Here is a 26,687-nt window from a genome sequence, read left to right as displayed (position 1 = left end):
ATGTAGAACAGCGCGCCATAGGTGTGCGGATCGGCCACCACGCCAAAGAAGCGCGACAGCAGCGAGCGCGGGCGCGGGCCCCCGGGGGGGGCCGGCCCGGGGGCCCCCCCCGCGCCCCGCGGGCCCCCCCCCCCCCCCCCCGGGGCGCCCCCCCCCCGCAACTCTGCTATAACCCTTGGTTCATTCCAGTGAACCACCGCACCTCATCGACGAGACCGCAATGCCCCGCCACATCCGCTCTGCCTGGTTGAAGACGCTGGCTACCGTCGCCGCGGTACTGCTGTTCGCCGGACTGGTGGGATGGTTCACGGGCCATCTGTGGTTGTGCGTCGCACTGGGCGCGCTGGCGACGCTGGCCTGGCATTACTGGCGGTTGCGCAGCGTGCTGCGCCGGCTGACCGCGCGCCAGCGCTGGGATACCGCCGAAGGCACGGGTGTGTGGAATGAACTGGATCGCCTGCTGTACCGCAACCAGGTCGAAATGCGCGTGCGCAAGCGGCGCCTGCTGGACATGCTGCGCAGCTACCGCGCCGCGGCCGCCGCGCTGCCCGACGCAGTGGTGGTGCTCGACCGCAACAGCCAGCGCGTGCAGTGGTTCAACGAAGCGGCCACCGCCCTGCTTGGCCTGCACCACCCGGGCGACCTGGGCGAGGCCCTTGTCGAGCGGTTGCAGCCGATGCCGCTGGCCCACTGGCTGGCCGGTGGTCGCAACGCCGAGCCGATCCTGGACGTGCCCTCGCCGGTCGATCCAGCGATCCGCCTGAACCTCCGCCTGATTCCGTATTCGTCGGACTACTGGCTGCTGATCGCCCGTGATGTCAGCAAGCTGCTGCGCCTGGAGCAGGTCCGCCGCGATTTCGTCGCCAATGTTTCACATGAGCTGCGGACCCCTCTCACCGTGGTGCACGGCTACCTGGACATGATGGATCCGGAGGATTTCCCCGGCACCGGCCCGATGCTTGAAGAGATGCGCAAGCAGAGCCAGCGCATGGCCCAGCTGGTGGAAGACCTGCTGACCCTGTCGCGGCTGGAGTCGCAGGAGCACACCGAGGAGGAAGTCGTGGCCATGCAGCCGATGCTGGCCACGCTGCGTCGCGAAGCCGAGGCCCACAGCCAGGGTCGCCACCAGATCAGCATCGAGGACCTTGCCGGCGTCGACCTGCAGGGCTCGACCAAGGAGCTGCACAGCGCCTTCTCCAATCTGGTCACCAATGCAGTGCGCTACACGCCGGCCGACGGCCGCATCACCGTAGAGTTCCGTCGCGAAGGCGATGGCGCGGTGCTGGCCGTGCGCGATACCGGCTATGGCATCCCGGCAACCCACCTGCCGCGGCTGACCGAGCGCTTCTACCGCGTTTCCAGCAGCCGCTCGCGCGAGAGCGGCGGCACCGGCCTCGGCCTTTCCATCGTCAAGCACATCCTCGGCCTGCACCATGCGCGGCTGGAGATCGAAAGCGAGGTCGGCAAAGGATCGGTGTTCTCCTGTCATTTCGATGCCGACCACGTGCGCCCGCGCGAGTCCGCCCCCCTGACCTCCGTCGAAGAATGAAGCCATGAGCAGCCTCGGATCCCTCCCTCTCCCCGTGAGCCCGGACAACGATCCGCTGCGCGATCCGGCGCTGTACATCAACCGCGAACTGTCGCAGCTGGATTTCAACTTCCGCGTGCTGGCCCAGGCCATGGACCCGCAGGTGCCCCTGCTGGAGCGCCTGCGCTTCATGTGCATCTCCTGCACCAACCTCGACGAGTTCTTCGAGATCCGGGCCGCCGCTGTCCGCCACGCACAGGAATACGGCCTGCCGCCGGCTCCGGACGGGATGAGCCCGCAGGCCATCCTCAACGCCATCCATGAACGCGCCGCCGAACTGGTGGACCAGCAGTACCGCTGCTGGAACGAGACACTGCGCCCGGCCCTGATGGATGCCGGCATCGGCGTGCTCGGCCGCCATTCGTGGAACCATCGGCAGAAGCGCTGGCTGCGGGCCTACTTCCGCAACGAGATCATGCCGGTGCTGTCGCCGCTGGGCCTGGATCCGGTGCATCCGTTCCCGAAGATCCTCAACAAGTCGCTGAACATCGTCGTCGTGCTGAAGGGCACCGATGCATTCGGCCGCGCCGGCCACCTGGCCATCGTGCGCGCACCGCGCTCGCTGCCGCGCATCATCCAGCTGCCGGAAAAACTCGGTGGCTCGCAGAACTTCGTGTTCCTGTCCTCGGTGCTGTCCACCTTCGTGGATGAACTGTTCCCGGGCATGGAAGTCCAGGGCGCCTACCAGTTCCGCGTGACCCGCAATTCCGAGCTGGTGGTGGACGAGGAGGAAGTGGAGAACCTGGCGCTGGCACTGCGCGATGAACTGGTCGACCGCGGCTACCGGCCGGCGGTGCGGCTGGAGATCGCCCATGACATGCCGCGCGAGATCGTGCGTACCCTGCTGCAGAACTTCGGCCTGACCGAGAACGCGGTGTATCGCATCGACGGCCCGGTCAACCTCAACCGCATCATCCAGCTGTACGACCTCATCGCGCAGCCGGACCTGAAATATCCGCCGATGACGCCGCGCACGCTGCGCGACACCGACGGCATCTTCGAGACCGTGGCGCGCCAGGACCTGCTGCTGCACCATCCCTTCGATGCGTTCGCCGCCGTACTCGACCTGATCCGCCAGGCGGCGCTGGATCCGAACGTACTGGCGATCAAGCAGACCCTGTACCGCACGGGCAAGGATTCGCTGATCGTCGATGCGCTGATCCAGGCTGCACGTGCCGGCAAGGATGTGACCGTTGTGGTCGAGCTGCGCGCACGCTTCGATGAAGAGGCCAACCTCGGGCTGGCCGATCGCCTGCAGGAAGCCGGCGTACAGGTGGTGTATGGCGTGGTCGGCTACAAGACCCATGCCAAGATGCTGCTGATCGTGCGTCGCGAAGGCCGCAAGCTGCGCCGTTACGTGCACCTGGGCACCGGCAACTACCACAGCGGTACGGCGCGCGCGTACACCGACATCAGCCTGATCACCGCTGATGCGGACATCGGCAATGATGTGCACCTGCTGTTCCAGCAGCTGTCCGGGCTGGCCTCGAAGATGAAGCTCAAGCGCCTGCTGCAGTCGCCCTTCACCCTGCATACCGGCATCCTGGCGCGGATCGAGCGCGAGACGCGCATCGCGGCCGCGGGCCGCCCGGCACGCATCATCGCCAAGATGAACGCCCTCAACGAGGCCCAGGTAATCCGCGCGCTGTACGCCGCCTCGCAGGCCGGAGTGCAGATCGACCTGATCATCCGTGGCGCCTGCACCCTGCGTCCCGGCGTCCCGGGCGTGTCCGACAACATCCGTGTCCGCTCCATCGTCGGCCGCTTCCTGGAACACAGCCGGGTCTACTGGTTCGGCAACGATGGTGCGCCCGAACTGTACTGCGCGAGCGCCGACTGGCTGGAGCGCAACCTGCTGCGGCGGGTCGAGACCTGCTTCCCGATCCTGGATCCGACGCTGGCCAAGCGGGTCTACCGCGAAGTCCTGCAGAACTATCTGGACGACAACCTCAACGCCTGGGAACTGGATGCCGATGGCATCTATCACAAGCGTGCCCCGGCCCACGACGAGGCCCCGCATTCGGCGCAGATGGCATTGATGCAGGGTCTCTGACCCGGTAGGTGCCGGCCTTGGTCGGCACAATGCGTCCAATGTAGAACACCGGGGTCAGAGCCCGTTGCGCAGCAACGGGATCCGACCCCGTGTCGTTCCGGCAGACCGCGGCCAACTGTCGAAGGCAGGGTGGGTCCGGTTGAGGGGGTGTGAGCGGCATGGATGCCGCGACCAAGCCCCCAGGGATGGGTTTACGGCGTCCCCCTCAACCGGACCCACCCCGCCATCCCTCAGAAAACCCGCTTTTGACGTTGACGTTGACGTTGACCTTGCCGGCCAGCGGCCGGCACTACCGAACGCCCCCCCGACAAAATGTGAAGGCCATGCGGTGACGAGCACACCGCCCCTTCGGCTAACATTCGCCCATGCCGCATACCACCACGACTCCGCCCGCATTGCAGGATGGCGACCTGCTGGCCGCCATCGACCTTGGCTCCAACAGTTTCCACATGGTCATCGCGCGCTACACGCTCGGCCAGCTGCGGGTGATCGACCGCCTGCGCGAAACCGTGCGCATGGCCGACGGTCTGGATGGCAAGGGGGGCCTGTCGGCTGCGGCACGGCAACGCGCACTGGAATGCCTGGCCCGCTTCGGCCAGCGCATCCGCAATGTCCCGTCGCACCGCGTGCGTGCACTGGCCACCAATACCGTGCGCCAGCTGCGTTCACCGCAGTCGTTCCTGGTTCCCGCCGAAACCGCGCTTGGCCATGCCATCGAAGTGGTGAGCGGCCGCGAGGAGGCGCGCCTGATCTACCTGGGCGTCGCCCATGCCCAGCCGCCCAAACCGGGCGAGCGCCGGCTGGTGATCGACATCGGCGGTGGCTCGACCGAGTTCATCATCGGCATGGGCATGCAGACCCTCGAGCGCGAGAGCCTGCAGGCCGGCTGCATTGCCAGCACCCGCCGCTTCTTTCCGGGCGGCAAGCTCAGCAAGAAGCGCTGGAAGGATGCACTGGCCGAGATCGGTCGCGAGTTCCAGCCCTTCGCCAGCAAGTATCGTGCGCTGGGCTGGCAGGAGGCACTGGGTTCTTCGGGCACCCACAAGGCGATCAGCGAGATCTGCGCGACGATGAAGCTGAGCAAGGGGGCGATCACCGCCGAAGCCCTGCCACAGCTGCGCGACGAGCTGCTCAAGGCCAAGAAGATCGACGACATCGTGCTGCCGGGCCTGTCCAGCGATCGCCGCCCGATCATCGCGGGCGGCATCCTGGTGCTGGAGGCGGCCTTCCAGGCATTGGGCCTGCAGAAGCTGCTGGTCAGCAAGGCCGCGATGCGCGAAGGCATCCTTTACGACATCGTCGGCCGTGCCGGCGAGAACGACCTGCGCGACGAATCGGTCGCTGCGCTCACCCACCGTTACGGCATCGACACCGTCCAGGCCGACCGCGTGCAGGACACCGCCCTGTCGCTGCTGGAGCAGGTGCAGGAACGCTGGAAGCTCGACGCTGACGATGCCCGCATGCTCGGCTGGGCGGCACGCCTGCATGAGCTGGGGCTGATGATCGCCCACAGCGGCTATCACGTGCATGGCAGCTACGTGCTGGAACACTCGGACATCGCCGGCTTCTCGCGGCAGGAGCAGCAGATGCTGGCGGCCCTGGTCCGCAGCCATCGCCGCAGCGTGGGCAAGACCGCGTTCGACGCCCTGCCCGAGCGCCTGCTGCTGACCGCGCGGCGGCTGGCCGCGCTGCTGCGCCTGGCGGTGCTGCTCAACCGTGCCCATGAGGACGCTCCGCTGCCGCCGCTGGAACTGACCGCCGATGACAACCGGTTGTCGCTGATCGTGCCGCAGGCGTTCATCGACGCCCGGCCGCTGCTGCGCGCCGACCTGATCGGCGAGACCGACGGCATCGCCGGCCTCGGCATCCAGTTCCGTCCCTTCGTTGCCTGAATACGCGCGCCTCGGCGTTACATTCGGTGACACTTTGCGCAATCTGGCGGCTTTTCCTGCTGCATCGCGTCAGCCGGTCGTTGGCGGTCCATCCGCGACGGCACCGTAAGCGATTGCTTTTGTTCATTTTTTGTGAGGATTTGTGACAAAGCGTTAATTTGTTCGACACACCCTCTTTACACAGCATTAACCAACGAGACTACTATCGGGTTGCTGGTCCGGTCGCACGACCTTCCGGCTTCTTCGACGCCCTTTTTGGCGTCCGTTGCACGACCTGAGAGAGAGAGCTCGTATGACTTCACGCACCACCGCCCTGGGGCAGGCGATCCGCTATGCCCTGGCTACCACTGCAACGCTGGCGGCACTGCCCGCGTTCGCCCAGAGCGAAAGCACTGCTTCGCCGACCAACCTGGACCGTATCGAGATCACCGGTTCGCGTATCCGTCAGGTCGACGTGGAAACCGCCCAGCCGGTGTTCGCGATCAGCCGCAACGATATCGAGCGCCAGGGCTTCAGCTCGGTTGCCGACATCCTGCAGAACGTCACCGCGATGGGCAGCCCGGCAATCAGCCGCGCCAACGCGCTGACCGCAGGCGAGAACGCGGGCGGCACCTACATCGACATGCGCAACCTGGGCACGCAGCGCACGCTGGTGCTGGTCAACGGCAAGCGTCTGGGCATCAGCACGTCCGGCTACCAGGACGTTTCCTCCCTGCCGGTGTCGGCAGTGGAGCGCATCGAGGTGCTGAAGGACGGCGCTTCTGCGATCTATGGTTCGGATGCCATGGCTGGCGTGGTCAACATCATCACCCGCTCCAACGTCACCGGCGTGACCGCCAACGTCTACCACGGCCAGTACAGCGAGGGCGACGGCGCGCGCGACCGCTTCGACGTGGTCGCCGGCTGGAACAACGACCGCATCTCGCTGACCCTGTCGGCCGAGCATGCAGAAGAGAAGGGCGTGTGGGCACGTGACCGCGGCTTCAGCCAGTACGGCATGACCGATCGCCACCCGAACGACAGCAGCAACTGGACCACCATCAGCCAGTACGGCCAGTTCACCGGCGTGCGCGGTCCCGGCTGCAATGCGACGCCTCCGGCAGGCTGTGGCTACTCGCTCAACCGTGGCACGGACCCGACCAATCCGGCCAATTACCACCTCACCAGCACCACGCCCTTCACCGGTGACGTGAGCAACGCCAACGACCAGATGCACGTGATGTACCCGGTCAAGCGCGACTCGATCTACTTCGACGGCCGGTTCAAGATCACCGACAACGTCAACTTCCGCACCGAGCTGGGCTACAACCAGCGCGAGTCCACCCGCCAGATCGCGGGCTATCCGCTGCAGTCGAGCACCGCCGGTGTCGGCTCCATGTCGATCGACAGCTACTTCAACCCGTTCGGCAACCAGCACGGCTTCGCCACCCCGACTGCGGTGGCCTGGAACCGCCGCACCTGGGAAGTGCCGCGCGTGACCACCAGCGAGCTGAAGACCTACCGCGCGGTGGCGTCGTTCGACGGCTCGTTCGATATCGGCGAGCGTTACTTCGACTGGGAAGTGGGCTACCAGTACAACCGCAACGAGCTGGAATCGGTGGCGACCGGCAACCTGCACAAGGGTCGCGTCGCGGCCGGCGTAGGTCCGTCCTTCTTCAACGCCGCCACCGGCAAGGTGCAGTGCGGCACGGCCGCTGCTCCGATCTCCTACGACGTCTGCAAGCCGTGGAACCCGCTGGTTCCGTACGGCACCACCGCTGCCGATGGCATCTATGGCAACGAAGAACTGCAGGCGTGGCTGTTCCCGGATGAGATCACCAAGGGCCGCACCACCTCCAAGAACTTCTTCGCCAGCATCGCGGGCAGCATCGTGACCCTGCCGGCCGGTGACCTCGGCTTCGCCTTCGGCGTGGAAAGCCGCAAGGAAGAAGGCAAGTACACCCCAGATGCCCTGGCCCAGACCGGCGCCACCACCAACCTCGCGGCTGGCCCGACCGGTGGCGACTACACCGTCAATGAAGCCTACCTGGAAGTGAACGTTCCGGTGCTGGCCGATCTGCCGGGCGCGAAGGAACTGAGCTTCAACGGTGCTACCCGTTTCTCGGACTACAACACCTTCGGCAACACCCTCAACAGCAAGTTCGGCTTCAAGTGGAAGCCGATCGACTCGCTGATGGTGCGTGGCACCTGGGCGGAGGGCTTCCGCGCCCCGACCATCAACGATCTGTTCGGTGGTGGCTCCGAGACCTTCGCGCAGTTCAGCGATCCGTGCGACACCCGCTTCGGTTCCTCGGCCTCCAGCGCCGAAGTCCGTGCGCGTTGCGCCCGTGACATCGCCAATGCCGATACCTTCCGCCAGCTGCGCCAGGGCGGCACTCCGGTGAACACCTCCACCGATGCCACGCCGGTGCCGTTCACCTCCGGCTCCAATCCGCTGCTGACTCCGGAAACCTCGACCAGCAAGACGCTGGGCCTGGTCTGGAGCCCGAGCTTCATCCAGGGCTTCAACGCCTCGCTGGACTGGTGGAAGATCCGCATCGACAACACGATCATTGCCGATACGCCGACCCAGATCCTGCAGGACTGCTACGAAGCAGGCATCGATTCGCGCTGCACGCGCTTCCAGCGTGACCCGGTGACCGGCATCGTGACCAACCTGAAGTTCGGCAACCGCAATGCGGGCTTCATGGAAACCGAAGGTTACGACCTGGATGTGAGCTACCGTCTGGACACCCGGTTCGGCAAGTTCAACGTGAATTCGGCCACCACCTACGTGTCCAGTGCGACCTACCGCACCTCGAACGACAGCTCGATCGTTCCGATCGTCACCAACGGCATCGGCAGCGCCTTCCGCGTCCGCTCCAACCTGGCGCTGGGCTACGATCTGGGTGACTTCGGCGTGACCTGGACCGCGCGCTACTACTCGGGCGTGAAGGAGACCTGCTCCAACATCGGTCTGTATCCGGACGAGTGCTCCGATCCGGGCGTGTATGCACCGTGGTACAAGGGCTCGCGCAACTACAACGAGCGTGGTTCGGTGACCTTCCACGACGTGCAGTTCCGCTACAACCTGCCGTGGGATGCGACCGTCGCCGTCGGCGCCAACAACGTGTTCGAGAAGTCCGGCCCGATCATGTACAGCAAGCCGAACTCCGCGTTCTCGTACTACGGCGGCTACGACATCGGTCGTTTCATCTACATGAAGTACCAGCAGCGCTTCTGATCGATCGCACTGCGATGCTCCACGACCACGGCCCTTCGGGGCCGTGGTTTTTTCTGGCCCCGGCCCCGCCGCCGGCACTCCTGCGCGTCTGTCATGCCTGTGTCGCCAAGCCGTCATGTCGGCTACATCGCCAGGCCCGAGCATGCCGGGAAACCGGAGGCCCGCCATGCGCTATGCCATCGTCACCGAGACGTATCCGCCGGAAGTCAACGGCGTCGCACTGACCGTGCAGGGACTGGAACAGGGCCTGCGGACGGCCGGGCACGAGATCGACCTGATCCGGCCACGCCAGGCCAGTGAAGCGCTGGATTCCGCTCCCGGTACCCTGCTGGTCCCCGGCGCCGCCCTGCCCCGCTATCCCGGGTTGCGGTTCGGCCTGCCGGCCCCGATCCGGCTCGGTCGCCACTGGCAGCAGCAGCGCCCGGATGCGATCTATGTCGCTACCGAAGGCCCGCTGGGCTGGTCGGCGCTGCGTACCGCGCGGCGCCTCGGCATCCCGGTAGCCACTGGCTTCCACACCCGCTTCGACGAGTATCTGCCCGACTACGGGGTCGCCTGGCTGCAGGCCGCCGCGATGCGCTGGATGCGCCGCTTCCACAACCAGGCCGACGCCACCCTCGTGCCCACCCGCGAGCTCCAACAGTTCCTTGCCGAACAGGGCTTCGAGCGCGTCCGGCTGCTGGCCCGCGCGGTCGACAGCCAACAGTTCGACCCGGGCCGGCGTGACCCCACCCTTCGCGAGGAATGGGGCATCGACGGCAATGGCCTGGCAGCGATCTACGTTGGCCGGATCGCCGCCGAGAAGAACCTCGGACTGGCCGTGAAGGCGTTCCGCCGCCTGCAGCAGATACGACCGAAGGCACGCTTCGTCTGGGTCGGCGACGGGCCCGCACGGGAGAAGCTGGCGCATGAGAACCCCGACTTCATCTTCTGCGGCATCCAGCGCGGCGAAGCGCTGGCCCGCCATTTCGCCAGCGGCGATCTGTTCCTGTTCCCCAGCCGCAGCGAGACCTTCGGCAACGTGACCCTGGAAAGCATGGCCAGCGGCCTGGCCACGGTGGCCTTCGATTACGGCGCGGCGCGTGAGTACCTGCGCAACGGCGAGAACGGTGCCGCCGTGGACAACGACGAGCAATTCGTCGAAGCGGCCGTGCAGCTGGCCAGCGATGACACGCTGCGCCGCGAACTGGGCAGCCAGGCCGCACGGGCGATGAAGCGGCTGCATCCGCAGCAGGTGGTGGCCGAGTTCGATGCGCTGCTGGCCGAGCTGGCGAACACCCGGAGGACTGGCCATGCGCACCACGCCGCTTGAACTGCTGCGCGGCAGCGAAACACGCCTGTGCCGGCGGGCGAACCACTATTGCCGGCGCCGCCGCGTGCGCCGTCTGTTCTCGATCATCAGCCGGCTCGGCGACGGCGTGTTCTGGTACGTGCTGATGGGTGTACTGGTGGCGATCGATGGCTTCGATGGGCTGCGCGCATCGGTGCACATGGCCGCCACCGGCCTGGCCGCGCTGCTGCTGTACAAGGGCCTCAAGCGCTGGACCCGGCGCCCCCGCCCGTATGCCGCCGATCTGCGCATCCGGGCCTGGGTGGCCCCGCTGGACGAGTTCAGTTTCCCGTCCGGGCATACCCTGCACGCGGTGTCGTTCACCATCGTGGCGTTGGCCTATTACCCCTGGCTGGCGCCGCTGCTGGTGCCGTTCACCCTCGGCGTGGGCCTGTCGCGGGTCGTGCTGGGCCTGCATTACCCCAGCGATGTGCTGGCCGCCACCGGCATCGCCGCACTGCTGGCGTCGGCCAGCCTGGCCTGGCTGCCGCTGCCGGTGTGATGCGCTCGCCGGCCATGGCCCGGCGCTACCGGTATCCGCGATGACCTAGAATGCAGGCATGACCACGCTGTTCATTTCCGACCTGCACCTGGACCCGAGCCGTCCGGAAATCACCGACCTGTTCCTGCGTTTCCTGCGCGAACAGGCGCCCGGCGCGGACGCGCTGTACATCCTGGGCGATCTGTTCGAGGCCTGGATCGGCGACGACACGCCCTCACCCGCCGCCGATGCGGTGGCGGACGCGTTGAGGACGCTCGCCGACAGCGGCGTGCCGGTGTACTTCATCCGCGGCAACCGCGATTTCCTGCTTGGCGAAGACTACGCACGCCGCGCCGGCCTGCGCATCCTGCCCGACCCCTGCGTGATCGAGCTGTACGGCCGTGCGGTGCTGCTGCAGCACGGCGATCTGCTGTGCACCGACGACATTCCCTACCAGCAGTTCCGCGCGCAGACGCGCGATCCGGCATTCCAGGCGCAGTTCCTCTCGCAACCGCTGGCCGCACGCATTGCCTTCGCACAGAAGGCCCGTGAAGCGAGCCAGGCACGGCAGTCGGAAATGAAACAGGGCGACCGCGCGCAGTTCGAGACAGTAACCGACGTGGCCCCGGCCGAGGTGGAGGCCACCTTCATCCGTCACGGCGTGGACACCATGATCCACGGCCACACTCACCGCCCTGCAATCCATGCGCTGCAGGCCGGCGGACGCAGCTGCACCCGCATCGTTCTGGGTGACTGGTACGAGCAGGGCTCGGTACTACGCGTGACCCCACAGGGCTGGACGCTGGATTCGCTGACCTGAGGCCCGCCCATCCACGGCAGCGCACGACCCCGGGTCGTGCGCCCCGAGTACCGGTTACCGGAAGCCGGCGATGGTGTGCTTGGTATTGACCAGCACGCGCTGGTTGTCGGCGGTGCTGGCAGTGCCCATCGGGATGCCGTTGTAGCTGATGTTCGGATTGGACCAGTAATTCAGACGCGGGCAGCTGCGGGTGCAGTTGTACGCCATGATGGTGCGCCAGCCGGTACCGCTGGACGGCTCATAGCGATAGCCATGGCCATAGGCGTACGGCGACGTGCTCGGATCGTTGGCGAGATCGTGCCGCGCGCTCTGCAGGTGGCCGATCTCGTGGGCGAACGAGTAGTAGCCGGTCGCGCAATCCCAGTACACCGCCGCGAACGCGGTGGATGCGCTTGAGCCGATGCCCGAGGCCAGGCCGCAGTACGACGCGTTGTTGATCAGCAGCACGCCGACATCGGCCGTGTAGGTATTGCGGCTGCTGTGGATGCTGTCCATGTAGCCGTCGCTGGTGCCGCGGAAACGTGCCAGATCGGTATTGAAGTCGCCGGATTCGCTGTAACTGGTGGTCTCGTAGCGGGCCAGCTGCAGCGTCAGGCCGACATTGCTGTTGGTGTAGCCCTGGTTCGACTCGGCGACCGCCAGCTGCACCAGCGACTGCATGTTGCCGCCATAGGCGGCGACGGCGGCATTGGTGGCCACCACCAGTACGCGGATGGTCGCCGGCGTTCCCGAAGACGCCTGGGCAATGCCGATGCGGTCATCGGCCGGCAGCGGAATCTTCGGCAACTGGTTGTAGTCGGCCGGGTGGTCGGCCGGCATCCGCGATTCATCCACTTCCACCAGGACGTGGCGGTTGCCGAGCGGACGCAGCCGGTAGAGTTTGCCGTCCTTGCGGATCGAGCCGGTCAGCGTGTCGCCGGAGCGGACCAGGATCACCGAATTGCCAGGGTCATCCTGTCCATTGGAGGTGGCCGCCTGCAGCCTGCCCGACGCGGAGCGGAGCTGGCCGTACCAGACAGAGCCGCCGTCGGGCAGCGTTTCGACCTTGCTGCGTACCGCCTGCACCCGCTGGCCAAGCAGCTCGAACTCCAGCTGCGGCTGCGCGGTGGCACCGGCATCGACCCGCACCTCCTGCACGGCGGCCGTGGACGGCGTCGCCAGCAACCGGCCCAGCGCAGGTTCACTGCTTGCCGATGCACGACTGAGTACCGTCACCGGCTCGAACAACGGTGCAGCACCGGCGGCCGCAACCACCGACATTCCCAGCAACAGGCCACCCGCCGTCTTGCCAATCGATCTGGACATCATTTCGTCGCTCCTTGAATGAAGTGAACAGCAGTGATGCAGCACGACCCGTTGTGTCGGGTCCGGCCATCTGGCCTGCGCAGGTCGTGTGAATTCAATAGGCGGTGGGAATGAGAATCTGGATCTGTGATCGACCGCATCTGCGTTCAGTCAGGTCAACAGCGTCGCTACACTTCGCCAACACACCGCTTTCGCGCTACCGTGACGTAGCCACGACGGGGAATGCACATGGCACCAGCGCAGGACACCCATGACGATGCCGCCGTGCTGCGGATTGGTCTGTTCTTCGATGGCACCCGCAACAACGCGCACAACCTGGCGCGCGGACACGTCCAGGTGCCGCAACCCCGCCCTGCCGTGCTGCGCGCCGACGATGATTCGACCTATCAGAGCCGGTTGACCAGCAGCTACGACAATGGCCTGACCAACGTCGCACGGCTGCACCGGTTGTATCCGGACAGCCGCCAGGAGACGCTGCCGTTCCCCTCGCTGGCCATCTACGTGGAAGGGGTGGGCACCCGCGATGATGCCGAAGACGATCTGCTGGGACTGGCCTTCGGCATCGGCGCCAGCGGTGTGCGTGCCAAGGTCGAGCGCGCGCTCAACGAGCTGTTGCCGGCAGCATTGACCAGCGTGTCCGCGCGCTGGCACAGGCCCGTGCAGGCCGTGCAGCTGGATCTGTTCGGATACTCGCGCGGGGCGGCGGCGGCGCGCGATGCCGCCAACCGCTTGCAGACCTGGGATACGGCCCGCTGGCAGCAACTGCTGCAGGACGCGGGGCTGGTGTGCGCCGCCGGCTTCGCGCCGGCACGGCCGCTGCTGCGCTTCATCGGCCTGTTCGACACGGTCGTCGCCGTAAGCGGGGGAAGAGCCGATGAGCGACCACGCGTCGCCCTCGCCGCCGACATCGCCGGACGTGTCGTGCAGCTGGTCGCGCGCGACGAACATCGCCAGCACTACCCGCTCACGCGGGTGGCCGCAGCGCACGTGGAGATCGCACTGCCCGGCGTGCACGCCAACATCGGCGGTGGCTACAACCAGACAGAGGAAGGACCGAAGCTGCTCAGTCGCCCACGCCGGCAGCAGCTGCGCCGGCCAAGCGTGGCCGACTACCAGGTCCCCCCGCTGGCACAGCTTCAGGCCACGACGGTGTACGCCGAGGCACAGGCGGATGCCGAACGCTGGCGGCAGCAGCTCGGGCTGGGCGAAAAGGAAGTGTGGGTCGATGTCTGGCACCAGTGGCAGCAGCAACGCCGCGCCGGCAGCCGCAGCGTGCTGCTGTCGCCGGTGTTGTACGTCACCGCGGCAGTGGTGCTGCGTCGGCGCATCGACTGGCGTTACCAGCTGGTGGCCCTGCAGGTGATGCAGCAGCAGGCCATCGCCGCCGGCGTACGCTGGCGCGCAGATGCCAACGCGGTTGCCGGCTGGGAACTGCCCGACGCACTGCTGCCGATCGCGCGCCGGCTGATGGCTGGCCAGGCCCTCACCCCGGCCCAGGAAGCACTGCTGCGCAGGCGCTACCTGATGCAGTCGGCACACTGGAATTTCGACGCACTGGGCGATACCGCGCTGACCTATGCGGCCGATGCCGGCGTGAGCGAGCTGCCGTATCGACCCGGTCCCGGCCTGTTCTACATCAACCGCCCCACCGTGGATGGCAAGCGGGTGGTGCTGCCGAACACATGAGACGCGCCCGCGCAGGGCGGGACTGGGCTCCCGCGTTGCCGGTCAGCCGGCCTGTTCGACCAGGTTGGCCAGTTCGTCGGCATCGAAGCCCGCCAGCAGGCGGGCTTCCAGGTTGAACGGACCATGCAGGTAACCGCCTGCGAACTCGACCAGCAGTGCCTTGAAGCGTGCGCGCGGTTCAACGCCGGCACGTTCGCAGTACCAGCGGTACCAGCGCGAACCTGCGGCGACGTGCGCCACTTCCTCGCGCAGGATGATCTCCAGCACATCCGCGGTCTCGCCATCGCCGACGTTGCGCAGCTTGTCGATCATGCCCGGTGTCACGTCCAGGCCGCGCGCTTCCAGTACGCGGGGCACCAGCGCCATGCGTGCCAGGCCGTCATGTGCGGTCTTCTCGCACATCTCCCACAGGCCGTTATGCGCAGGGAAGTCGGCGTAGTCGTGGCCATGTGCCAGCAGGCGCTCACGCAACAGCATGAAATGCCGCGACTCGTCATCGGCACAACTGACCCAGTCGGCATGGAAGGCTGCGGGCAGGCCGCGGAAGCGATACACGGCATCCCAGGCCAGATCGATCGCATTGAGTTCGATGTGGGCGATGGCATGGATGAAGGCGGCGCGCCCTTCCACCCCACCGAGGCCACGCCGCGGCACCTCGCGCGGATGGACCAGTACCAGGCGGTCCGGTCTGCCCGGCATCCGGATCGGCTCCGGTGGCGGCGCATCCACCGCCACCTTCAGCCGCCCCGCGCGGAATGCCGCGGCATGAGCCTGGGTCAAGGCCACCTTGCGCAGCGGATCGGCTTCTGCAAGGCACTGCTGCGCGGCACGCAGCAGGTCGCCACCGACGTCGGCCTCGACCACGCCCTTGGCCTCAGGCGCGGCGCTTGTGCTTGGCGTCGTCCGAACGCAGTTGCTGGATGCGCTCGAAATAGCCCGGTTCGATGCCGGTGGGATAGTGGCCGTTGAAGCAGGACGAGTCGAAGTTGCGCAGTGCGGGGTTGCCCTCGCTCACGGCCGCTTCCATGTCTTCCAGATCCTGGTAGATCAGCCAGTCGCAGCCCAGGTGGGCCTCGATTTCTTCCACGCTGCGGTTGTGCGCGACCAGTTCTTCGGCGGCCGGCATGTCGATGCCGTAGATGTTCGGGAAGCGCACCGGCGGCGCGGCACTGGCCAGGTAGACCTTGCGTGCGCCCGCATCACGGGCCATCTGCACGATCTGCTGGCTGGTGGTGCCACGCACGATCGAGTCGTCCACCAGCAGCACCACCCGGTTGCGGAACTCCAGGTGGATCGGGTTGAGCTTGCGCCGCACCGACTTCACCCGCTCACCCTGCCCCGGCATGATGAAGGTGCGGCCGATATAGCGGTTCTTGATGAAGCCTTCGCGGTACTTCACCCCGAGCACATTGGAGATTTCCAGCGCCGCATCGCGCGAGGTATCCGGAATCGGGATGATGGTGTCGATGTCGTGGTCCGGGCGCAGGCGCAGGATCTTCTCGCCCAGCTTGATGCCCATGCGCATGCGCGCCTTGTGCACCGAGACATTGTCGATCATCGAATCCGGGCGGGCGAAGTACACGTACTCGAAGATGCACGGCGTATGCTCGGCCGGTTCGGCACAGATTTCCGAGAACAGCTCGCCACGCGCGGTGATGACCAGCGCTTCGCCCGGCTGCACGTCGCGCACGCGCTGGAAGCCGAGCACGTCCAGTGCGGCCGATTCGGAAGCGACGATGTACTCGTCGCCCTCGGCATGGCTGCGCTTGCCCAGCACCAGCGGACGGATGCCATGCGGATCGCGGAAGGCAACCAGTCCCAGGCCCAGCACCACGCTGACCACCGCGTAGCCGCCCTTGCAGCGACGATGCACCCCGGCCACCGCGCGGATGGCGGCTTCCGGACTGAGCTGGCGCTGCTGTTCCAGTTCGTAGGCGAACACGTTCAGCAGCACTTCGCTGTCCGAATCGGTGTTGACGTTGCGGCGGTCCTGCTCGAACACCTGCTGGCGCAGAGCCTCGGTGTTGATGAGGTTGCCGTTGTGCGCCAGGGCGATGCCATACGGCGAATTGACGTAGAACGGCTGGGCCTCGTCCATGCCTTCCGAACCGGCCGTGGGATACCGCACGTGGGCGATACCGACGCTGCCCTCCAGGGTGGACATGGTGCGTGCGTCGAACACGTCGCGGACCAGGCCGTTGGCCTTCTGCACCCGCAGGCGGCTGCCGTTGGCGGTGGCGATGCCTGCCGCGTCCTGGCCGCGATGCTGGAGGACGGTCAAGCCGTCATACAACTGCCCGGCGACGTTCTGGTTGCCGACGATTCCGACGATGCCACACATGGTGCGAGGTCTCCGCTGGGCTGTGCCCAGTTACAAGGAAGGTGGCCGTGCCTGGCCTGGGGTCCCGCCCGCGGCAGGCGCGGGCCGGGCCGGACGCGCGGGCGCCGGCTCGATGTTGCTGGGCAGTGTGGGGGCCGGCCGGGGCTCCCGCTCCACGTCCACGGGCCGCGGCCATCCGCCGCCCGCCACTACCTCGTTGAGAACGCCATTATCGCCTGTCGGCGCCGGCTTGCCCAATACCTGCGAGGAGGTGGGGGCATTCTCGAGCAGGGGCAAGGGCAGTGCCCCCGGCAGCAGGCCGTCCAGCGGCAGCGCCTGTGGCAGCATGCCGTCCAGCTGCGGCAGCTGGGCCTGCATCCAGGCCACCGCCGGCTGCAGCAACGGCCGCACCTGCGACTGCTGCCATGCCGGCTCAGCCGGCAACGCGGTGAAACCGGCCAGCAGCAACAGCACGCTGGCGAAGAACAGGCCGCGGACCAGGCCCAGGGCACCGCCCAGCAGGCGATCCACGCCGCCCAGCAGGGTCAGTTTGATCGCTGCCTTCAGCAACAGCCCGACCAGCCCGACCGCCACCACGGTGAGCACGAACACCCCCAGATAGCCGGCCAGATAGTGACCCGTGCCGGGTGGCTGGGGCGCCGCCCACCAGTGCGATGCCTCGTTGCCGAAGGTGAACGCCATCCAGCCGGCCAGCAGCCAGGACACCAGCGCGACCACGGTGCCGACGAAACCGCGGATGAAGCCGAACAGCACCGACGCACCGATCAGCACGCCCAGCACGATGTCGATCACGCTGCCCGCTCCTGCCGACGACAGCGGCGGACAGCGCGCGTGATCACGGGTGCGGTCGGACCATGCCGGCCACGCCGACCTTGGCCGCCACCTGGGCCTTCAGCTGCTCGGCATCGGCGCGGTTGGCCACCGGCCCGACGCGCACGCGATGCAGGGTGCCCTTTTCGGTGCGGACCTGCTCGACAAAGGCACTGAATCCGGCAGCGCGCACCCTGTCGCGCAGCGCGTTGGCATCGTTGGCCTGGCCGAACGCCCCCAGCTGGACCGCGAAACCAACACCGCCCGCCGCCGGCGCGGCCGGGGTTTGCGGTTGCGGCTTTGGCTCGGGCTTGGCGACCGGCTTCGTCGCCTCCGGCGTCGCGGTTGCCTTCGGTGCTTCAGGCCTGGCGACCGGCGTGCTGGGCGGCAGGCTCTCGCTGCGCACCGGGTTGCCCGTGGCCGACGGCGTGGACGCCGCCGCCGGGGTGCTGGCCGACGGTGCCGCCGGCGCCGGAGCAGCGGCGGCCGGTGCAGCCGCAGCTGCGGGCGCATCCAGCGTGATCACCTCGGCATGGACGTCGGAGCGGATCTTCACCGCCTGCAGGCGGGCCGCCTCGGCCTGGGCGCGATCGGCATACGGTCCGACGCGCACGCGCCACGCCTGCCGGCCGTTGATGGTCGCCGCCTCGGCAAAGCCCGGCAGCTGCGAACGCTTCAGATAGGCGATCACCGCATCGGCGTCGGCCTTGCTGCCATAGGCGCCGAATGTCACCGCATAGTTGCCGGCAGCCACCGCCGGCGAGGTGTCCACGGTCGGCGGCGTGGCGGGCGCGGCTGCGTCCTGCAGCGGTGCGGCCTGGCCACTCTGCAGGCCGGTGGCACCCCCGGCCGGGGCGACCAGCGGCAGCTCACGGGTCTCGAACTGGCCGTCGGCGGGCGCATTGGGCGCTGCGATCGGCACACTGGCGACGCCACTGTCCGGCGCCGGCCCCTTCACCAGCATCGGCAGGAAGATCACGGCGAGTGCCACCAGCACGATGGCACCAATCAATCGCTGTTTCAGAGGCGTATCCACGTGAGGCAGGCAACTGTCCGGGGGTTGCGGTCGATTATACGGGTGCCGGACCGGACGGCGTCGGCGTTGGCTGAACGTGGATCAGGGCGCGGGCTGCAACCACTGCAGGGCCGCAGCGGCCGTGTGGAACGAACCGAATACCAGTACGCGGTCGCCTGGCTGGGCCTGTGCCAGCACCTGCGTCAGTGCCTGCTCGACAGTGCCGACCAGCCGTGCGGTGACCGCAGCGGTGCCATGCAGACGTGCCTGCAGCTGCTGCGCACTCTGTCCGCGCGGACCTTCCAGGCCAGCCAGCGTCCACTCGTCCACCACCTCCTGCAGCGCCTGCACCACGCCTTCCGCATCCTTGTCCTGCAACGCGGCATAGACCGCCAGGGTCCGGCCCGGGATAGCTTCGGCCTTCAGCGCGCGTGCCAGCTGGCCGGCCGCCTGCGGGTTGTGACCCACATCGACCCGCACCTGCACGCCATCACGATCGAATGCCTGCAGGCGGCCGTTGATGCGGGCCGCGGCGATGCCAGCCGCCCACGCCGCGCGTGGCAGCGGCCGGTCCAGCGCGCGCAGCGCGGCAATGGCCGCACCCGCATTGGCCAGCTGGATCGGACCGGCCAGCGCGGGGGTCGGCAGTTCCATGCGCAGGCCGACATCGCGCCAGCGCCAGCGCTGGGCATCGATCGGCTCGTAGAAGTAGTCGCTGCCGCCGCGGATGGCGTTCGCGCCCAGCAGATAGGCCCGTGCCAGCACGCTCGACGGCGGGTCGGTCTCGCCCAGGATCACCGGTTTCCAGCCGCGGATGATGCCGGCCTTTTCCGCACCGATCGCTTCACGGTCCTCGCCCAGCCACTCGGCATGGTCGATGTCCACCGTGGTGATCACGGCCACGTCGGCGTCGACGATGTTGACCGCATCCAGGCGCCCTCCCAGCCCGACTTCCAGTACCGCCAGGTCCAGCGCTGCCCCCGCGAACAGCTGCAGGGCGGCCAGCGTGCCGTACTCGAAGTAGGTCAGGGTGATGTCGCCACGCGCAGCTTCGACGGCGTTGAATGCCGCCACCAGAGCGGCATCCTCCGCCTCCTGCCCATCGATGCGCACGCGTTCGTTGTAGCGCAGCAGGTGCGGCGACGTGTAGGCCCCCACCTTCCAGCCTGCAGCGCGGCCGATGGCCTCGATGAAGGCGACCGTGGAGCCCTTGCCGTTGGTCCCACCGACCACGATGGTGCGCTTGGCCGGCGCGCCCAGTCCCATCCTCGTGGCCACGGCGCGGACGCGCTCCAGGCCCATGTCGATCGTCGCCGGGTGCTGGCGTTCAATGTAATCCAGCCATTCGGCCAGGGTGGTCGGCAGGTTCGTCACGGCAGCGGTTCCAGCAGAAGCAGGGTGGTTCGATGTGGACAGGGATCAGAGGGCGCGGTGCTTGGCTTCGCCGAAGAACGGGGTGTGGTGGGCGCAGTCGTTGAGGCGCACGACCTCCAGGCTCTCCAGGTCCGGACCTTCAAGCAGGTTCAACGTGGTCGGTGCCTGGCGGAAGGTCCACAGCCGCGACAGCGGCAGGCCCAGCACCCTGCACAGGATCACCCGGTTGACTGCATCGTGGGCGACCACCAGCAGCGTGTCGTGCTCCCCGAGGCCCTCGCTGGCGCGTGCCAGGCCGCGCCAGCTGCGCTCGAGCACCAGACGCAGCGACTCGCCGCCCGGCATCAGCACGGTATCGGGTTCCTCACGCCACGCCTTCAACCGCGACGGGTCCTTCTCGTTGATCTCGCTGGCCAGCAGGCCTTCCCACTCGCCATGGGCGATTTCCTGCAGATCCGGTTCGGTCTGCAGCGTGCCGGCACGGTCGGCGCCGAGGGCCAGCTGGGCGGTGCGCTGGGCGCGTGACAGCGGCGAGGCCACCGCACGGGTGATGTCCACGGATGCCAGGCGGGCGCCCAGCGCCTGAGCCTGGGCTTCGCCGATGGGCGAAAGCGGGATGTCGATCTGGCCCTGGTAGCGGCCTTCGGCGTTCCACGGGGTTTCGCCGTGGCGGGCAAGCAGGATGCGCATGCGTGCAAGGAGTCCTGGGGGGAGGAGAGGGCCGCGTTTCGTTCACATCCTGTGAAGTACGCGGAACAGGGATGATACCTGTTCGGCGCATCGCGCCGGTCGGGACATGAAAAAACCCCGCGACGGGGATCGCGGGGTTTCGGGATTGCAGACGGATTCCGCCGGGCATGGCCCGGCGGCGCCAGCATGAACCTTACTGCGCCAGGTTCAATTCCTTCAGCAGCTGCGGCGCGGGGGCCACTTCCTGCATGATCCACTGCATGTAGCGGCTGTCCACCGCGATCATGCGGGTCATCACCGGGTCGAATACCCAGTTGGAGCTGACCGATTCCCAGTTGCCGTCGAAGGCCAGGCCGACCAGCTTGCCGTGCGCATCGAGCACCGGCGAACCGGAGTTGCCACCGGTGATGTCCAGGTTGGACAGGAAGTTCACCGGCACCGAGCCGATCCGCTTGTCCTCCAGGCCGCCATACCGCTTGGCCTTGACCGCATCCAGCAGTGCCTTCGGCGAGTCGAACGGATCGACGCCGGTTTCCTTCGCCGCAACGCCTTCCAGCGTGGTGAACGGGGTGTACTGGACACCGTCCTTGCCATAGCCCATGACATTGCCGAAGGTGATGCGCAGCGACAGGTTGGCATCGGGATAGACGAACTCGCCCTTGCTCTTCTTGTAGTCCGCCACCGCCTGCAGGTACAGCGGACGGGCCGTCAGCGATTCACCTTCGCGGATCTTCCTCTGTTCTTCCTGCTTCAGCAGGGCCGGCATCACGGCCACGGCGTACTGGATGGCCGGATCGGTGCTGGCCTCGAAGGCGGCACGGTCGGCCTTGAACCACTTCAGGCGTGCATCGAGGCTGCCCAGCCCGGTGCCGGCCAGCTTCTTCACCAGGCCGTTGACGGCCCCGGCATCGCTGCCGCCCAGCCACTGGTTGAGAACCTCGTTGTTGCGCTGTGCCGCCGGCAGCGCGACGTACTGGTCCAGCCAGTACTGCTGCAGCTGCTGATCCATGCTGGCGACGTAGCGACGGTCCATCTGGCGCAGATTGCCTTCCAGGGTCGGCAGATCGCGCTCCTGGTAACCGGCTTCACGCTCGGCGTCCGGCTTGGCGCGTTCGATCGACAGGCGGTACAGCGACAGCGCGGCGCCCACGGCCGAGGTGTTGTTGAACTGGCCGACGAACAGATCGCGCTCGCGGGTACTCTTGCTGGTATCCAGGTGCTTGAGCAGCTGGGCGTGTGCGGCCAGGGCCGGCTTGCCGGCTGCGCCCTGCTGCTTCAGCCAGGCCAGCACGGCGGCCTCTTCGGCCCGCTTCTGCCCGGCCGCGTCGATGCGCTTGAAGCCTTCCAGCTGGCCGACGTAGTTCTTGGCCACGTTGTTCATGCTGGCCGCCGTGTTGGCGTACTTGACCTTGACGTCGGCGTCGGCCTTGCCGGCCTTGTCGATCAGCGCCAGCACTTCGTTGTAATGGCGGGCGATGGTCGGGTAGGTGAACTCGGCGGTTTCATTGAATTCGCCGGCCAGCGCATAGCGGTTGGTGCGGCCCGGGTAGCCGGCCACCATCACGAAGTCGTCCGCGCCCAGCGGCTGGTCGGCGAACTTCAGGAAGTGCTTCGGCTGGTACGGCACATTGTCGGCCGAGAACGCGGCCGGCTTGCCATCCTTGCCCACGTAGGCGCGATAGAACGAGAAGTCGCCGGTGTGGCGCGGCCACATCCAGTTGTCGACGTCGCCGCCGAACTTGCCGACGCTGCCCGGGGGCGCATAGACCAGGCGCACGTCCTTGATTTCCATGTTGCGGAACAGGCGGTAGGTATTGCCGCCGGAGAAGCTGTACAGACGGCAGCGGAAACCGGCGTCGGCTTCACAGGCGGCGGTCTGGGCCTTGTCGAACGCTTCCAGCGCACGGGTGCGGGCCAGCGGGTCCTTGCCGGCGGCGGCGATGGCGGCCTTGGCCTGGTCGGTGACGTCGGTGATCCGGTCCAGCACGAACACGCGGGCGTTGGGACCGGCGCTGAGTTCGTCCTTCAGGGTCGGCGCGTTGAAACCGTCCTTGATCAGGTTCTTCTCGGCGGTGGAGTTGAGCTGGATCGCGCCGTAGGCACAATGGTGGTTGGTGACCACCAGGCCCTGCGGGGAGACGAAGCTGGCGGTGCAGCCGCCCAGCGCCACCACCGCGCCCATCGGGTCGCCGGTCAGGTCGGACAGCTGTTCCGGCGACAGTTTCAGGCCGGCCTTCTGCAGCGGGCCGGCGATCTCCGGCAACTGCTGCGGTACCCACATGCCTTCGGCGGCATGGGCGACCTGGACCAGCCCAAGGCTGGCGACGACGGAGAATGCAAGCAGGTTCGAGCGCATGGAGCGGCCCCTGGTAGTGGAACCTTCGATTGTAGCCCGCCCCCCTGCCCTGTCCCGAACCCCGGAAGTCATGGCCCCTGGCCCGCCGGGCATGGCCCAGCGCTACCCGCACGATTTCCCGATGGCGCGGGACCATGCCCCGCGAGCCGCCCGATTTCCCGGCAGCGCCGGGCCATGCCCGGCGAGCACGCCGGTCACGTTCGAAACGCCCGCCGGCGCACGCCTTTCGTTCCGCCAGCGCGCCCGCAGCGCAACATTGGAATTCCGCGCAGACCTCTATAATCCGCGCTTTCCCCCTGATGAGTTCCACCCCGATGGCGCAGCAAACGATGAAGGCCCTGGTCAAGCGCGAAGCGGCCAAGGGCATCTGGCTCGAAGAGGTCCCGGTGCCGACCCCGGGCCCGAACGAAGTCCTGATCAAGCTGGAAAAGACCGCCATCTGCGGTACCGACCTGCACATCTACCTGTGGGACGAGTGGAGCCAGCGCACCATCAAGCCGGGCCTGACCATCGGCCACGAATTCGTCGGTCGCATCGCCGCGCTTGGCTCGGCGGTGACCGGCTATGAGGTTGGCCAGCGCGTCTCGGCCGAAGGCCACATCGTCTGCGGCCACTGCCGCAACTGCCGTGGCGGCCGCCCGCACCTGTGCCCGAACACCGTCGGCATCGGCGTGAACGTCAATGGCGCCTTCGCCGAGTACATGGTGATGCCCGCCAGCAACCTGTGGCCGATCCCCGACCAGATTCCGTCCGAACTGGCGGCCTTCTTCGACCCGTACGGCAACGCCGCGCACTGCGCGCTGGAGTTCGACGTGATCGGCGAGGACGTGCTGATCACCGGCGCCGGCCCGATCGGCATCATCGCCGCGGGCATCTGCAAGCACATCGGTGCGCGCAACGTGGTGGTGACCGACGTCAACGACTTCCGCCTGAAGCTGGCCGCCGACATGGGCGCGACGCGCGTGGTCAATGTCACCAACACCTCGCTGAAGGACGTGATGAAGGAACTGCACATGGAGGGCTTCGACGTGGGCCTGGAAATGAGCGGCAATCCGCGCGCCTTCAACGACATGCTCGACTGCATGTACCACGGCGGCAAGATCGCCATGCTCGGCATCATGCCCAAGGGTGCCGGCTGCGACTGGGACAAGATCATCTTCAAGGGCCTGACCGTGCAGGGCATCTACGGCCGCAAGATGTACGAGACCTGGTACAAGATGACGCAGCTGGTGCTGTCCGGTTTCCCGCTCGGCAAGGTGATGACCCACCAGCTGCCGATCGACGACTTCCAGAAGGGCTTCGACCTGATGGAAGAAGGCAAGGCCGGCAAGGTGGTACTGAGCTGGAATTGATCACTCGCGCCTCCGGCGCGACTGCCTGATTCCCCCGCATCTCACTTTGTCCCCGGCCGTTGGCCGGCCCACACAGTGCCCGACGCCAGACACGAAAAAGGCACCTCCAGGGGTGCCTTTTTCGTGTGATGTCATGCGCCGCTTACTGGCCTACCGCCACCGTGAACACCACCCGGTTGTCGGCCAGCTTGCCGCTATTGTCGCGGCCGTTGCCGTCGGTGCCGTAGTAGCCCAGTCCGAGGGTGAACAGACCCCAGGTACGGGCCACGCCAACGTTCCAGTCGGTGTAATCCTTGGCAATACCCTTTTCGAAGGTGCTGCGGCCGACGCTGGCGCTCAGCGTGAAATCCTGCGGCAGGCCCCACTCGCCGCCCAGCGCGTAATACCAGCCATCGGTGCTGCTGTTCCACACGTCGTTGCTGTAGGCCACCGTCAGCTTGTAGGTGTCATCCAGCGTGGTGGTGGTGATCAGCTCGTTGTAGTTCAGCTCGCTGGCGCCGGGGTAGGTGTAGCGGTTCAGCAGCACATCGAAGTTCACGCGCTCGGTGGCGTCGACGCCGTAGCCGATCTGGTAATCCACTTCGACGCTCGGGTCGCCCGGGCCGAAGTCCACGCCCGATCCCCAGACACCGGCATACAGACCAACCGGGCTGGTATAGGTGAAACCGGCCTGCAGGGTGGGATCCTCATCGGTCTGCGACACACCACGGAACAGGTAATCCGACACGGCGGTAACGTTCCAGCTGTACGGCGATTCGCTGTCCTGGGCGCTGGCGGCAAACGGGGCCAGGGTCAGGGCGGCAGCAAGGGCGAGGCAGGCACGAGCGTGCTTCATGGTCGTCTCCGGTGGGGGGCGGTGGCGTGCAGGGCAGTTGCGGGAACCGGAGCCAGAACGGGCCGGTTCACGATTTTTTAACCCGTTTGCTATTGCATTGCAACATTTGCTGGCCATGGCGGTGCCTGCCTGTCGTCGGTCGACAACCCTCGATGCCCGGTAGAATCGTCGGTTTCCCGTGCTGAGCCGTGCCCACGCCATGACCGACGCCTCCTCCGCCCTGACCCGCCACTATGCCGAGGAACTGGACGCCATCCGCGCCCAGGGCCTGTTCAAGTCCGAGCGGATCATCACCAGTCCGCAATCGGCCGAGATCACGCTGGCCGATGGCCGCAAGGTGCTGAACTTCTGCGCCAACAACTACCTGGGCCTGGCCGATCATCCCGACCTGATCCAGGCCGCCAAGGATGCTCTGGATACCCACGGCTTCGGCATGGCCTCGGTGCGCTTCATCTGCGGCACCCAGGACCTGCACAAGCAGCTCGAGAAACAGATCGCCGACTTCTTCGGCAAGCAGGACACCATCCTGTATGCGGCCTGCTTCGATGCCAACGGCGGCCTGTTCGAGCCGCTGCTCGGCGAGAACGATGCGATCATCTCGGACGCACTGAACCACGCATCGATCATCGACGGTGTGCGCCTGTGCAAGGCCAAGCGCTTCCGCTACGCCAACTGCGACATGACCGACCTGGAAGCGCAGCTGCAGGCCGCCGACGCCGCCGGCTGCAGAACCAAGCTGATCACCACCGACGGCGTGTTCTCGATGGACGGCTTCATTGCACCGCTGGACGAGATCACCGCGCTCGCGAAGAAGTACAACGCGCTGGTGCACATCGATGAATGCCATGCCACGGGTTTCCTGGGCGCCACCGGTCGTGGCTCGGCCGAGGTGAAGGGTGTGCTGGAAAAGATCGACATCATCACCGGCACTCTGGGCAAGGCCATGGGGGGCGCACTGGGCGGCTTCACCTGCGCCAGCGCCGAAGTGATCGAACTGCTGCGCCAGCGCTCGCGCCCGTACCTGTTCTCCAACTCGCTGCCGCCGCATGTGGTCGCCGCCGGCATCAAGGCCTTCGAGATGCTGGCTGCCGCCGACGACCTGCGCGACCGGTTGGCCGAGAACACCGCGTACTTCCGCGGGAAGATGACCGCCGCCGGCTTCGACGTGAAGCCGGGCGTGCATCCGATCAGCCCGGTGATGCTGTACGACGCACCGCTGGCGCAGAAGTTCGCCGAGCGCCTGCTCGAGGAAGGCATCTATGCGATCGGCTTCTTCTTCCCGGTGGTGCCCAAGGGACAGGCACGTATCCGCACCCAGATCAGCGCCGCGCACAGCCGCGAGCAGCTGGACCGCGCGATCGACGCCTTCTCCCGCATCGGCGTCGAGCTGGGCGTGATCAAGGGTTGATCGCCCCGAGGGGCAGCGCCCGGGCCCAGCCCCCCCGGTTTCCAACACCCCCCCACGAGACCCCCCCCCCCCCCCCCCCCCCCCACCCAAATCACCCACCAACGCCGCGGATTTATTTTTTTTTTTGA

19 protein-coding genes are annotated in these 26,687 nt (G+C 67.0%); 10 read left to right on the top strand and 9 right to left on the bottom strand.

Features of this window, described 5'->3' with window-relative positions; all coding sequences use genetic code 11:
* Positions 1-220 precede the first annotated feature (220 nt).
* From phoR to lpxH, 7 genes are all read left to right on the top strand, one after another.
* A complete protein-coding gene (phoR, locus tag ACVOME_RS16795; protein ID WP_053519437.1) occupies positions 221-1,549 on the top strand; it encodes a phosphate regulon sensor histidine kinase PhoR in 1,329 nt (442 codons plus the stop codon).
* Positions 1,550-1,553: 4 nt separating this feature from the next.
* Entirely contained in the window at positions 1,554-3,641 is a 2,088-nt protein-coding gene (ppk1, locus tag ACVOME_RS16790; protein WP_053519438.1) for a polyphosphate kinase 1, read from the top strand.
* A gap of 365 nt (positions 3,642-4,006) precedes the next feature.
* Positions 4,007-5,533 carry an exopolyphosphatase gene (ppx, locus tag ACVOME_RS16785; RefSeq protein ID WP_053519439.1) on the top strand — a complete coding sequence of 509 codons (1,527 nt, stop codon included), beginning with the start codon at positions 4,007-4,009 and terminating at the stop codon, positions 5,531-5,533.
* Positions 5,534-5,825: 292 nt separating this feature from the next.
* Complete coding sequence (locus ACVOME_RS16780) at positions 5,826-8,756, top strand: TonB-dependent receptor domain-containing protein (protein WP_197572234.1); 2,931 nt, start codon at positions 5,826-5,828, stop codon at positions 8,754-8,756.
* Between the two features lie 166 nt (positions 8,757-8,922).
* Entirely contained in the window at positions 8,923-10,068 is a 1,146-nt protein-coding gene (locus ACVOME_RS16775) for a glycosyltransferase family 4 protein (RefSeq protein WP_481505307.1), read from the top strand.
* Complete coding sequence (locus ACVOME_RS16770; protein WP_053519442.1) at positions 10,049-10,588, top strand: phosphatase PAP2 family protein; 540 nt, start codon at positions 10,049-10,051, stop codon at positions 10,586-10,588. Before ACVOME_RS16775 ends, ACVOME_RS16770 begins: the two co-directional genes overlap by 20 nt.
* A 58-nt stretch (positions 10,589-10,646) precedes the next feature.
* Positions 10,647-11,387 carry a UDP-2,3-diacylglucosamine diphosphatase gene (lpxH, locus tag ACVOME_RS16765; protein WP_053519443.1) on the top strand — a complete coding sequence of 247 codons (741 nt, stop codon included), beginning with the start codon at positions 10,647-10,649 and terminating at the stop codon, positions 11,385-11,387.
* A gap of 54 nt (positions 11,388-11,441) precedes the next feature.
* Here the strand turns inward: lpxH and ACVOME_RS16760 are convergent, their stop codons facing one another.
* Positions 11,442-12,695, bottom strand: a complete 1,254-nt coding sequence (locus tag ACVOME_RS16760; RefSeq protein ID WP_481505306.1) for a M12 family metallo-peptidase — start codon at positions 12,693-12,695, stop codon at positions 11,442-11,444.
* Between the two features lie 225 nt (positions 12,696-12,920).
* On the opposite strand from ACVOME_RS16760, the gene ACVOME_RS16755 reads away from it, so the two are divergent.
* On the top strand, positions 12,921-14,378 hold the full coding sequence (locus ACVOME_RS16755) for a DUF2235 domain-containing protein (protein WP_481505305.1): 1,458 nt from the start codon (positions 12,921-12,923) through the stop codon (positions 14,376-14,378).
* Between the two features lie 42 nt (positions 14,379-14,420).
* Here the strand turns inward: ACVOME_RS16755 and ACVOME_RS16750 are convergent, their stop codons facing one another.
* From ACVOME_RS16750 to ACVOME_RS16720, 7 genes are all read right to left on the bottom strand, one after another.
* On the bottom strand, positions 14,421-15,242 hold the full coding sequence (locus ACVOME_RS16750; RefSeq protein WP_164152133.1) for a ferritin-like domain-containing protein: 822 nt from the start codon (positions 15,240-15,242) through the stop codon (positions 14,421-14,423).
* 10 nt (positions 15,243-15,252) lie between these two features.
* Positions 15,253-16,719 (bottom strand): amidophosphoribosyltransferase, encoded by a 1,467-nt coding sequence (purF, locus tag ACVOME_RS16745; RefSeq protein ID WP_065175938.1) that lies wholly within the window; start codon positions 16,717-16,719, stop codon positions 15,253-15,255.
* 30 nt (positions 16,720-16,749) lie between these two features.
* Positions 16,750-17,511: a CvpA family protein gene (locus ACVOME_RS16740; protein ID WP_053519448.1), complete on the bottom strand. Its 762-nt coding sequence runs from the start codon at positions 17,509-17,511 to the stop codon at positions 16,750-16,752.
* Positions 17,512-17,554: 43 nt separating this feature from the next.
* Complete coding sequence (locus tag ACVOME_RS16735) at positions 17,555-18,565, bottom strand: SPOR domain-containing protein (protein ID WP_481505304.1); 1,011 nt, start codon at positions 18,563-18,565, stop codon at positions 17,555-17,557.
* An 81-nt stretch (positions 18,566-18,646) separates the two neighbouring features.
* Positions 18,647-19,918 (bottom strand): bifunctional tetrahydrofolate synthase/dihydrofolate synthase, encoded by a 1,272-nt coding sequence (folC, locus tag ACVOME_RS16730; protein ID WP_481505303.1) that lies wholly within the window; start codon positions 19,916-19,918, stop codon positions 18,647-18,649.
* Between the two features lie 45 nt (positions 19,919-19,963).
* Positions 19,964-20,608: a histidine phosphatase family protein gene (locus ACVOME_RS16725; RefSeq protein ID WP_053519451.1), complete on the bottom strand. Its 645-nt coding sequence runs from the start codon at positions 20,606-20,608 to the stop codon at positions 19,964-19,966.
* 193 nt (positions 20,609-20,801) lie between these two features.
* Positions 20,802-22,964 (bottom strand): S46 family peptidase, encoded by a 2,163-nt coding sequence (locus ACVOME_RS16720; protein ID WP_481505302.1) that lies wholly within the window; start codon positions 22,962-22,964, stop codon positions 20,802-20,804.
* Between the two features lie 329 nt (positions 22,965-23,293).
* On the opposite strand from ACVOME_RS16720, the gene tdh reads away from it, so the two are divergent.
* Positions 23,294-24,316 (top strand): L-threonine 3-dehydrogenase, encoded by a 1,023-nt coding sequence (tdh, locus tag ACVOME_RS16715; RefSeq protein ID WP_053520036.1) that lies wholly within the window; start codon positions 23,294-23,296, stop codon positions 24,314-24,316.
* Between the two features lie 142 nt (positions 24,317-24,458).
* Here tdh and ACVOME_RS16710 read toward each other — a convergent pair whose 3' ends face one another.
* On the bottom strand, positions 24,459-25,151 hold the full coding sequence (locus tag ACVOME_RS16710; RefSeq protein WP_053520023.1) for a TorF family putative porin: 693 nt from the start codon (positions 25,149-25,151) through the stop codon (positions 24,459-24,461).
* A gap of 199 nt (positions 25,152-25,350) precedes the next feature.
* Between ACVOME_RS16710 and kbl the strand changes: the two genes are divergently transcribed.
* The gene (gene kbl / locus ACVOME_RS16705) at positions 25,351-26,559 is read left to right on the top strand and encodes a glycine C-acetyltransferase (RefSeq protein WP_197600982.1); all 1,209 of its coding nucleotides are present in this window, start codon (positions 25,351-25,353) and stop codon (positions 26,557-26,559) included.
* Positions 26,560-26,687 lie beyond the last annotated feature (128 nt).

Source organism: Stenotrophomonas sp. STEN008 (assembly GCF_056760435.1).
This window is presented reverse-complemented; position numbering and strand designations above follow the sequence as displayed.

What these genes read in the sequence shown, in the direction of transcription:
- ACVOME_RS16780 (WP_197572234.1), top strand. Translation starts at nt 5,826, where the DNA reads ATGACTTCACGCACCACCGCCCTGGGGCAGGCGATCCGCTATGCCCTG.
- ACVOME_RS16755 (WP_481505305.1), top strand. Translation starts at nt 12,921, where the DNA reads ATGGCACCAGCGCAGGACACCCATGACGATGCCGCCGTGCTGCGGATT.
- phoR (WP_053519437.1), top strand. Translation starts at nt 221, where the DNA reads ATGCCCCGCCACATCCGCTCTGCCTGGTTGAAGACGCTGGCTACCGTC.
- ACVOME_RS16775 (WP_481505307.1), top strand. Translation starts at nt 8,923, where the DNA reads ATGCGCTATGCCATCGTCACCGAGACGTATCCGCCGGAAGTCAACGGC.
- kbl (WP_197600982.1), top strand. Translation starts at nt 25,351, where the DNA reads ATGACCGACGCCTCCTCCGCCCTGACCCGCCACTATGCCGAGGAACTG.
- ACVOME_RS16770 (WP_053519442.1), top strand. Translation starts at nt 10,049, where the DNA reads ATGCGCACCACGCCGCTTGAACTGCTGCGCGGCAGCGAAACACGCCTG.
- purF (WP_065175938.1), bottom strand. Translation starts at nt 16,719, where the DNA reads ATGTGTGGCATCGTCGGAATCGTCGGCAACCAGAACGTCGCCGGGCAG.
- ACVOME_RS16710 (WP_053520023.1), bottom strand. Translation starts at nt 25,151, where the DNA reads ATGAAGCACGCTCGTGCCTGCCTCGCCCTTGCTGCCGCCCTGACCCTG.
- tdh (WP_053520036.1), top strand. Translation starts at nt 23,294, where the DNA reads ATGAAGGCCCTGGTCAAGCGCGAAGCGGCCAAGGGCATCTGGCTCGAA.
- ACVOME_RS16725 (WP_053519451.1), bottom strand. Translation starts at nt 20,608, where the DNA reads ATGCGCATCCTGCTTGCCCGCCACGGCGAAACCCCGTGGAACGCCGAA.
- ppk1 (WP_053519438.1), top strand. Translation starts at nt 1,554, where the DNA reads ATGAGCAGCCTCGGATCCCTCCCTCTCCCCGTGAGCCCGGACAACGAT.
- ACVOME_RS16760 (WP_481505306.1), bottom strand. Translation starts at nt 12,695, where the DNA reads ATGATGTCCAGATCGATTGGCAAGACGGCGGGTGGCCTGTTGCTGGGA.
- ACVOME_RS16720 (WP_481505302.1), bottom strand. Translation starts at nt 22,964, where the DNA reads ATGCGCTCGAACCTGCTTGCATTCTCCGTCGTCGCCAGCCTTGGGCTG.
- lpxH (WP_053519443.1), top strand. Translation starts at nt 10,647, where the DNA reads ATGACCACGCTGTTCATTTCCGACCTGCACCTGGACCCGAGCCGTCCG.
- ppx (WP_053519439.1), top strand. Translation starts at nt 4,007, where the DNA reads ATGCCGCATACCACCACGACTCCGCCCGCATTGCAGGATGGCGACCTG.